1 protein-coding gene is annotated in these 619 nt (G+C 61.6%); it reads left to right on the top strand.

Features of this window, described 5'->3' with window-relative positions; genetic code table 11:
* Positions 1 to 155: 155 nt before the first annotated feature.
* Positions 156 to 619: LysR family transcriptional regulator (locus IVB36_RS27960; protein WP_247393814.1), on the top strand; the 464-nt coding region annotated here is incomplete at its 3' end.

The following is a 619-nucleotide window of genomic DNA, read 5'->3' as shown; positions in this document are numbered from 1 at the left end:
CGGATGCGTTGGAACGGATCCGTCAGGCGGGGCAGATCTCAGGTCCAGTGCTCTGGGCGCCTGTCGTCCGAGCCGCCGCGTAGGCATTCGAGCAGTCCGAAGGGTTCAACATGGCTGCGCACTAAGCCGGCAGCCACTCTCGCTCGTTCCTCAAGATGCGCAATTCCCGCGGACGAAATCCTTCGCTTCAAGCCCACAAAGCCGTGGAACTGAAGCACCTAAGATCGGCGGTGGCTGCCGGCGATTGCGGAAGCTTTCGTGGGGCCGCCGAGTTGCTGGGATCGCAACAATCGAGCCTCAGCCGGAGAATCAGCGAGTTTGAGCACCACTTGGGCATTCCAATCTTCGAGCGCTTCAGCGGAGGTGTCCGCCCAACGCGGCATGGACGCGACGTTCTTCGGTTGGCCAGGACCGTCCTGGAGGAATTCGGCGCACTCATCGCAACCGCGCGATCCGTTCACAACAGCGAAACCGGCCGTCTGAGCGTCGGTTTCTGCACATCACTTTCGGCCGGCAACCTACAAGCGTCCCTACTCGAGTTCAAGCAGCGCTTCCCGCAGAGCGGGCTTGCGACGGTTGAACGATCACGGACACGTTTAGCAGCGGCACTTCGTAACGG

Origin of the sequence: Bradyrhizobium sp. 35, assembly GCF_023073215.1 — a bacterium.
Classification (GTDB): domain Bacteria; phylum Pseudomonadota; class Alphaproteobacteria; order Rhizobiales; family Xanthobacteraceae; genus Bradyrhizobium; species Bradyrhizobium canariense_D.
The sequence above is the reverse complement of the archived record's forward strand: the minus strand, read 5'-3'. Positions and strand labels throughout refer to the sequence as shown.